The organism is Mucilaginibacter sp., from assembly GCF_036383575.1.
Lineage (GTDB): Bacteria > Bacteroidota > Bacteroidia > Sphingobacteriales > Sphingobacteriaceae > Mucilaginibacter.
Window position 1 is genome coordinate 1 of sequence record NZ_DASVOB010000369.1, and the last position, 8,545, is coordinate 8,545.

General features: G+C 44.1%; 2 protein-coding genes. Both read left to right on the forward strand.

The annotated features are described in order from the left end of the window. The coding region (locus VF500_RS12830; protein ID WP_330860051.1) for an aminotransferase class III-fold pyridoxal phosphate-dependent enzyme at nucleotides 1–5,178 on the forward strand (5,178 nt) is incomplete at its 5' end. A 1-nt stretch (nucleotide 5,179) separates the two neighbouring features. Beyond that, the coding region (locus VF500_RS12835; RefSeq protein WP_330860052.1) for an amino acid adenylation domain-containing protein at nucleotides 5,180–8,545 on the forward strand (3,366 nt) is incomplete at its 3' end.

Genomic DNA, 8,545 nt, shown 5'->3' on the forward strand with positions numbered 1-8,545 from the left:
GTTGATAGAAAAGCATTACCTAAGCCCGATATTAAACGGCCTGAGCTTGATGTGCTTTACAAAGCGCCATCAAACCCAACGGAGAAAAACATAACAACTGTTTTAACTGAATTACTGCAGTTTGATAAGGTAGGCATTGATGATAACTTTTTCCAGTTGGGAGGCAATTCCTTGCTGGCTTTAAAAACGGTAGCGCTGTTAAAACAACGCTTCAACTACGAAGTCCCGATCACTAAGTTGTATCAATATCCAACTATTGCAGGTATTGCCAAACTTATCAGCGGAGTAAATAAACAATCCGCTCCCCTTTCAACGCATAAAGCAAGATCAAAAGGCAGCAATACCGATGTAGCCATAATTGGCATGGCTGGTCGTTTTCCCGGCGCAGATACCATTGATGAATTTTGGCAGATGCTTGCCGAAGGCCGTGAAGGCACAAGCTTTTTTACCGATGAGGAGTTAGACAAATACGTTCCGCTTTACGAAAAGAACAATCCTGCATACGTAAAAGCAAGGGGTATCCTTAACGGTGCCGATCAGTTTGACGCAGGATTTTTTGGGTTTAACCCCCGCGCCGCCGAACTGATGGATCCGCAGCAACGGATCTTTTTAGAACTTGCATGGGACGTACTGGAAAAAACTGGACATCTACCTCAAAAATATGATGGACTTACAGGGGTATTTGCGGGTTGTGGTTATAATACATATTACAACAATAATGTATTAACCAATCCCACAATTGTTGAAACCCTCGGCCATTTCCAGGTACGCACACTAAACGAAAAAGATTATATAGCCAGCCGCACAGCCTACCAGTTAAACCTGAAAGGCCCTGCAGTCGCTGTGTATTCAGCGTGTTCAACTTCTCTGTTAGCTATCGCACAGGCAGTGAGCAGTATCCGTAACGGCCAGTGCGAGGTTGCTATTGCAGGCGCTGCATCGGTTACCTCCCCTATAAAAAGCGGTCATATTTACGAAGAAGGCTCCGTCATGAGTATTGATGGTCATTGCAGGCCTTTTGATGCTGGGGCTTCGGGCACTGTTTTTAGTGATGGTGCCGGTGTGGTATTGTTGAAAAGTGTTGAAGATGCTGAGCGTGATGGGGATACCATTTACGCGATTATAAAAGGCGTTGGTGTAAACAATGACGGTGCCGAAAAAGGCAGTTTCGGCGGGCCAAATGCTTACGGGCAGGCCGGTGCTATAGCTATGGCTATAGCTGATGCAAATATAGAGGCTTCAACCATAAGTTATGTTGAAGCCCACGGCACTGCTACCCCATTGGGCGACCCGATAGAAATTGAAGGGCTTAGCCTTGCTTTTGGCGAACAGGATCAAAAGCAGTTTTGCGCTATAGGCTCGGTAAAAAGTAATTTTGGTCACCTAACGGCTTCTTCCGGTGTCGCCGGATTGATCAAAACAGTGCTTGCTATGCAGCATGGGCAAATCCCTCCATCGCTGTTTTTTAAAAAGATCAATCCCAATATCGACATTGAGAATACCCCATTTTTTGCCAATGCAGAACTTAAACCCTGGGATGCAGAGCTTAAACGCGCAGGCATTAGTTCTTTCGGTGTTGGCGGTACTAACGTGCATGTTGTTTTAGAGGAATACAAAGCTCCCGCACCTATTGAACCGCCTATAGATAAACCTTTAAAACTGATTAGCTGGTCGGCAAAAAATGAAAATAGTTTAGCTAAATATGCAGGTAAGCTTGCCGCATTTATCAATACCAACAAAAGCGTTGATCTTAACGATATAGCATACACCCTGCAAACCACACGGGCCGATTTCAACTATCGTCGTTTCATAGTGGCAGCTGATGCCGATGACCTGGTAGTAAAACTAAATGATGCGAACACAGATCCTTCATCCACTAAAAAACTCAGTACTATTCCTGCGGAAGTAGTGTTTATGTTCCCCGGGCAGGGCTCACAATATGTAAATATGGGCCACGACCTATATCAAAACGAACCTGTTTTTAAGGATGCGGTAGACGAGTGTATCAGCCTGTTACAATATACCATTCACAGCAGCCTGCTTGACGTGATTTTTGCCGATCCGGCGGAGTCACAGTCGGCCTCAAGAATCAAGAATACCCTATATACCCAACCGGCATTATTCATTTTAGAATATGCTACGGCCAGGTTATGGATGAGCAAAGGGATCCAGCCGGCCATATTGATGGGTCACAGCATCGGCGAATTTGTAGCGGCACATTTGGCCGGAGTGTTCAGCTTAAAAGATGCTTTAACGTTGATATCGGAACGCGCACGCCTGGTCAGCAGCGCTCCACACGGGCAGATGCTCTCTGTTCGTATTGAAGAAGAACAATTGAAGGCAATATTACCTGCAGAGCTTTCCATCGCAGCTGTAAACAGCAAAAAGCTCTGCGTGGTGGCCGGACTTGAAGATGCCATAACTAAATTTACCGAAGAGCTATCCCAAAAAGGGATCCCAGCAAGACTGCTTTTAACCAGCCACGCATTTCATTCACTAATGATGGATGATATTGTGGAGCCTTTTAATGCGGTAGTTAAATCTGTAACATTAAATAAACCTGTTAAACCAGTTGTATCAACAGTAACAGGTACCTGGCTCAGCGAAGCCCAGGCAACCGATCCTGAATATTGGGCACAACACTTACGCAGCACCGTTCGCTTTGCAGCTGCTTTGGATACGGTAATAGAGGAAGATGGCCGCTTACTGATTGAAAGCGGTCCGGGGAATATTTTAGCTACCCTTGCACGCCAGCATACCGCAGGTAAAAACATTTCCATTATATCCGGCTTCGAACAAAATGGTACTTTAACAGAATTGCATAGCTTGCTGAAAGCTTTAGGCCAGCTATGGCTAAATGGTATCGAACCAAACTGGGAGGCAACTTATTCGGGCCAAAACCGTAAAAGGATCGATATCCCAACCTACGCTTTTGACCATAAACGGTATTGGCTTGAACCATCTGTAACAATAAATATTGTTCCGGAAACCTTAACACAACAACAAACAATTACAAAAACTACGCAACCTGCACTGATGAGGAAGGATATTTTAATTGATAAACTTAAGGAGATCTTTGAAGATGCTGCCGGGATAGAGATAGATGTAGCGGCCGCCGGCATGAGCTTCATTGAAATTGGCTTTGATTCCCTTTCGCTCACACAAATAGCTACCAATCTTAAAAAGATTTTCAACGTACCTGTTACTTTCAGGAAACTGTTTGAAGAATATAATAGTCTTGAACTGCTTGCAGTTTACCTGGATAACAATTTACCTGCCGATGTATTTCAGCCGCAGGTTGCCCCTGCCATAAATCCTGCGTTTCAACACGGTGAAACCAACGGAACTGTACAGCACACAATTCAGCACCATACGCAGATTATTCCATTGGGTAATAATATACCTGCCGCTGGCCCAGGAAGTAATGATATAGCGATCAGCTTAATATCTCAGCAGTTGCAATTACTGGCCAGTCAGCTAACACTTATCCAAGGCAATACACCTGCCGCGCAGGCCCCTGCTCCGCAAACATATAACGCCCCTGCTCCTGTCGCTACACCGGCTAAATCTTTATTATCACTTGCTGCTGATTTTACGCAGGAGGAACAAGTTGAACTAAAAAAGCCTTTCGGCGCAACAGCGCGGATAGAAAAACAGGTACAGGGGTTAACCGATAAACAGCAGGCATTTTTAAGAGACCTGACGGAGAAGTATAACGAAAAAACCAAAGGCAGCAAAGCACAAACACAAAAAGACAGGTCTTACATGGCCGATCCACGTGTTGTTAGCGGCTTCCGTCCTTTAACTAAAGAAATTGTTTATCCACTGGTAGTTAACCGCTCAAAAGGTAGCCGGGTTTGGGATATTGATGGTAACGAATATATTGATGCCCTCAACGGTTTTGGCTCAAATTTTCTTGGCTATCAAACCGATATACTGAAACAGGCTGTTTTAGATCAGGTTGAAAAAGGCTATGAAATAGGCCCGCAGCATGAGCTTGCCGGTGAGGTTTGTAAGTTGATCTGTGAGTTCACCAATTTTGATCGTACTGCCTTATGTAATACCGGCTCTGAAGCTGTTTTGGGTGCCATGCGTATCGCGCGCACGGTAACTGGCCGTTCCCTTATTGTGGCATTTAATGGCTCATATCATGGTATTAATGATGAGGTTATCGTTCGCGGCACGAAAAAGTTTAAAACTGTACCTGCCGCTCCGGGCATTATGCCTGAAGTTGTGCAGAACATGCTTATCCTGGATTACGGTACTGAAGAATCACTGAAAATAATAGCTGAACGCGCCCATGAACTGGCAGCCGTTTTGGTTGAACCGGCACAAAGCCGCCGTCCGGATTTTCGCCCGATCGAGTTTTTAAAACGCGTTAGGGAAATCACCCGTCAATCGGAAACTATTTTGATCTTTGATGAGGTAATTACCGGTTTCAGGATGCATCCGGGCGGTGCGCAAGCGATGTTCGGCATCAAGGCCGATCTTGGCACCTATGGTAAAGTAATTGGAGGAGGTATGCCTATTGGCGCCATTGCCGGTATCAGCAAATATATGGACGCCCTTGATGGTGGTAACTGGCAGTTTGGTGATGATTCATCACCCGAAGCCGGTGTAACCTACTTTGCAGGTACATTTGTACGCCATCCACTGGCATTGGCTACAGCAAAAGCGTCGTTAAACTATATGAAGGAAAAAGGTCCTGCCCTGCAGGAAGGCCTTAACTCCATGACTAAACGCCTGACTGATGAGCTGAATGCCATTTGCGAAAACGAAGGTATTCCATTACACATCCCTTCATTTGGTTCGCTATGGAAAATCAAATTTGATTATGAGTTGGCTTATGGCGAATTGCTGTTTACTTTAATGCGCTTTAAAGGCATCCACATTTGGGACCTTTTCCCTTGCTTTATTACGGTTGCGCATACCAATGAAGAGGTTGACCAGATCATTAAAGCTTTCAGCGATAGCGTTCATGAGCTGATTGAAGCCGGCTTTATGCCAGCCAATAAACCGGAACCTTCAAAAGTTGAACCAGCTAAAAATGGTTTACCTGCCGAGCCTCCGGTTCCTGGTGCAAAGTTAGGCCGTGATAAAGATGGTAATCCCGGTTGGTTTGTAACCGATGCAAATAATCCAGGAAAATATTTACAGGTAAAGATCAGCAATAACTAACTTGAGTACTACTACCTTATACGATACTATCCCGGTTGAGTTTGATCCTTTTGCAGGACCAGAGCTTGTTGCTATTGCCCCATCAACCGAACCTCAGTTAGAGATCTGGGCATCATGTATTATTGGCGGTGATGAAGCCAATTGTGCCTACAACGAGTCCTTTTCACTGCAACTTTCAGGTCAGTTTGACCAGGAGGCCATGTTCGAGGGGTTGCAGGAGATCACCAATATGCACCAGGCCTTACGCTCGGCCTTTAGCGCTGATGGTAAATCTATTTGCATTTACAAATACCTGCAGCTTGACTACAAGTTCGCTGACATGTCGGAAAGAAGTGTTGCCGAACAGCAGTCCTTCATCACCGAACAAAATAATCAAAACGCATTTACAGCTTTTAACCTGATTACCGGCCCTTTATTTAAAGTGCAGCTGATCAAATTGGGTAAAACCGAGCACAGGCTTACTTTTATAGCTCATCACATTATTTGCGATGGCTGGTCTATCGGCATTATAATGCAGGATTTGAGCAAGCTTTATTCTGCTTATACCAAAGGCGAGTATATCCAACTACCGGAAGCCCCATCATTTATTGATTATTCAAACGAACAGGAGTTATTTACTGGTAGTCAGGAATATAAAGAAACTGAACATTATTGGTTAAACGAGTTTTCCGGAAGCAACTACCTGTTTGATCTGCCTGCAGATCTGCCCCGCCCTGCAGTACGTACCTACAAAAGTAACCGGCTTGATTTTGACCTCGATAAAAATCTTGCTTCAGCATTGAAGCAATTAGGTAAAACAAACGGGAGCAGTTTTGTAACCACGTTGTTAGCCGCTTTTGAGGTCTTTTTACAAAGGGTTACCGGGCAGGATGAGATCATATTAGGCTTGCCTGCTGCTGGCCAATCAGCTACCGGCAATTACCGCCTGGTTGGGCATTGTGTTAACCTGCTTGCATTGAGGAGCTATCCTCAAAATGATCAGTCATTCCGCGATTATCTTAAGCAGCGTAATTCTGCCATTTTAGATGCTTACGATCATCAGCAATATACATTTGGTGAATTGCTAAAAAAGCTGAGCATCCCGCGTGATGCTTCGCGAGTTCCTTTAGTCCCTGTAATGTTTAACATTGATATGGGGATGGACGATGATGTTGATTTTCATGGATTAAAACACCATTTAACCAGTAACCCGCGCGAGTACGAAAGCTTTGAGATCTTTGTTAATATTTCGGGGCGTGATGAAGATTTAGTATTGGAGTGGTCATATAATACCCAGTTATTCAGCGAAAAAGCTATCCGCCACATGATGGATGAATTTAACTTTTTACTTAACGAACTGGTAAATGCCCCTGATACCTTAATATGCGAGATCCCTGCTTCAAATAGAGCTGAACTCATTGAAAAACTGAAGCTGTGGAACAGTACTGAAGTAATTTACCCTAAAGACAAAGCCTTACACCAGTTCATTAACTGGCAAAGTGATTCAGTAGCAGTAAAATTTAAAGATCAGGCATTTACATACAAAGAATTAAATGAGACCAGCAACCGGTTAGCTGCCTTATTAATAGACAAAGGAGTTAAAAAAGGCGACAAAGTAGCCTTTGCCGTTGATCGGTCAATCGAAATGCTCGCTGTTATATTGGGTATTATGAAAGCCGGTGGAGTATATATTCCGCTCGATCCGCAATTCCCGCTTGAGCGGATCAATTATATGCTTAGCGACTCAAAAGCGGTTGTACTGTTAACCTCTGAAAAATACAAAGGCCATTACCAGTCAAACGCTACTGAGCTTACCTTAGAAACTGAATGGCCTAATCTTTCAAAGTATAGTGCAGATACGCCGAATGTTAGCATTACGGGCGATGACCTTGCTTATATCCTGTACACTTCGGGCTCAACAGGGATGCCTAAAGGCGTCCAGATCAGCCAGCATAGCCTGGTTAATTTCCTGTATAGCATGCAAAAAACGCCTGGCATGACTGCAACGGATAAGTTGCTTGCTGTAACAACCATTAGTTTTGATATTGCTGGGCTTGAATTGTTTTTACCGCTATTAAGCGGCGCACAGGTAATTATTGCCGATACTGCTACCGCAAAAGACGGTCGTGCACTGCTTGATATTATCCGCGCAGAAAAGATAACCACTATGCAGGCCACGCCATATACCTGGCGTATTTTACTCGAAGCCGGCTGGGATGCTGCTACTCCTATAAAAGTGATTTGTGGTGGCGAAGCTTTACCTAAAGAACTGGCCGAAAAAATCCTTGGAAAAGCATCATCATTATGGAATGTTTACGGCCCAACCGAAACTACCATTTGGTCAACTATAAAAGAGATCAAGCCTGAAGATCCGGCGATAACCATAGGGCGCCCTATCGACAATACTTCAATTTACATTTTAGATAAAAGCCTTAACCCGCTGGACACCGGAACGATAGGTGAGATTTTTATCGGTGGAGATGGCCTTGCAGCCGGCTATTTAAACCAGCCCGATCTTACCGCCGAAAAATTCATAACCGATCCGTTTTCAGATCATGCGGATGCTAAAATGTATCGTACGGGCGATTTAGGTAGATTTATGGATAACGGCGAGATTGAATGCCTTGGCCGTGCGGATGCGCAGATCAAGATCCGTGGTTACCGTATCGAAACCGGTGAGATAGAATATCACCTCATTAATAAACCTAATGTAAAACAGGCGGTAGTAGTTGCCCAGCCTGATAAAAATAGCATCAATAAGCTTGTAGCTTACATCGTAATAAACGACAATTATATTGCCGAAGATGAGGTTACACAGGTAAAAAACTGGCGTGTTTCCTTAAAAAGTTCCCTGCCCGATTATATGGTTCCTGACGATTTTATCGTAATACCTTCCATCCCGCTTACGCCCAATGGTAAGGTTGATAAAAAGGTACTTATAGCGAGCCATATTGCCCCTCTTGCCGAAAGTATTCACCTGTATGTAGCACCGCGAACAGATGTGGAGCAGTTGGTTGCAGAAGTTTGGAGTAAGTTTTTAGAGATCGAAAATATCGGCGTTTACGATAATTTCTTTGAATTAGGTGGCCATTCGCTTATTGCTGTGCAGGTAATGACCCGGATTGAAAAACTTACAGGAAAACGCTTGCCATTGGCTGCACTTTTCGAAAATTCTACCGTAGAAAAGCTGTCCCTTATGCTTGAAATGGATGGTAAATCCATAGTATGGGATTCGCTTGTGCCCATAAAGCCTACCGGCAATAAAATGCCATTGTATATTGTACATGGCGCCGGCCTTAACGTGCTATTATTTAATGCCCTGGCAATAAATATGGACCCAGACCAGCCGGTTTATGGTTTACAGGCTAAAGGACTTAATGGTATTGAC